This window comes from Streptomyces sp. XY431, assembly GCF_001279805.1.
In the GTDB taxonomy this organism is placed as follows: domain Bacteria; phylum Actinomycetota; class Actinomycetes; order Streptomycetales; family Streptomycetaceae; genus Kitasatospora; species Kitasatospora purpeofusca.
Genome location: NZ_LGDO01000295.1, coordinates 1 through 754, shown reverse-complemented (window position 1 = coordinate 754; position 754 = coordinate 1). Strand labels below are relative to the sequence as shown.

General features: G+C 69.8%; 1 protein-coding gene. It reads right to left on the bottom strand.

Translation table 11 applies throughout. The features are described from left to right. On the bottom strand, window positions 1–754 hold a 754-nt coding region (locus ADK60_RS24075), incomplete at both ends, for an electron transfer flavoprotein subunit beta/FixA family protein (protein ID WP_234371233.1).

Sequence of the window (754 nt, the reverse complement as noted above, 5' to 3'; positions counted from 1 at the left end):
GCGAGCGCCTTGCCGCCCTCGCCCTCGTCCTTGACGACCGTGCCCGCGGTACGCGCCGGACGCGCCGTCACCGACTCCACCGCCGTCCACGAACCCGCCAGACCGACCTCGCCCGCCTCGACACCCAGGTCGTCCAGGTCCAGGGACTCCACCGGCTTCTTCTTCGCCGCCATGATCCCCTTGAACGACGGGTAGCGCGCCTCGCCCGACTGGTCCGTCACCGACACCACCGCCGGCAGCGCCGCCTCCACCAGCTCCGTCGCCGAGTCACCGTCCCGACGGCCCTTCACCACGCCGCCCTCGACCGACACCTCCGACAGCAGCGTCAGCTGCGCAACACCCAGCCGCTCCGCCAGCAGCGCCGGCAGCACACCCATCGTGCCGTCCGTCGACGCCATACCACCGATCACCAGATCGAACCCGGTCCGCTCCAGCGCCTTCGCCAGCACCGCCGACGTCCCGATCACGTCCGAACCGTGGATGTCCTCGTCATTGACGTGCACCGCCTTGTCCGCACCCATCGACAACGCCTTGCGCAGCGCGTCCTTCGCATCGTCCGGACCCACCGTCAGCACGGTCACCTCGGCACCCTCGTTCGCCTCCGCGATCCGCAGCGCCTGCTCCACCCCGTACTCGTCCAGCTCCGACAGAAGGCCGTCCACGCCCTCCCGGTCGGTGGTGTGGTCGTCCGCGAAACGACGGTCACCCGTCGCGTCCGGCACGTACTTCACACAGACAACGATCCTCAAGCTCA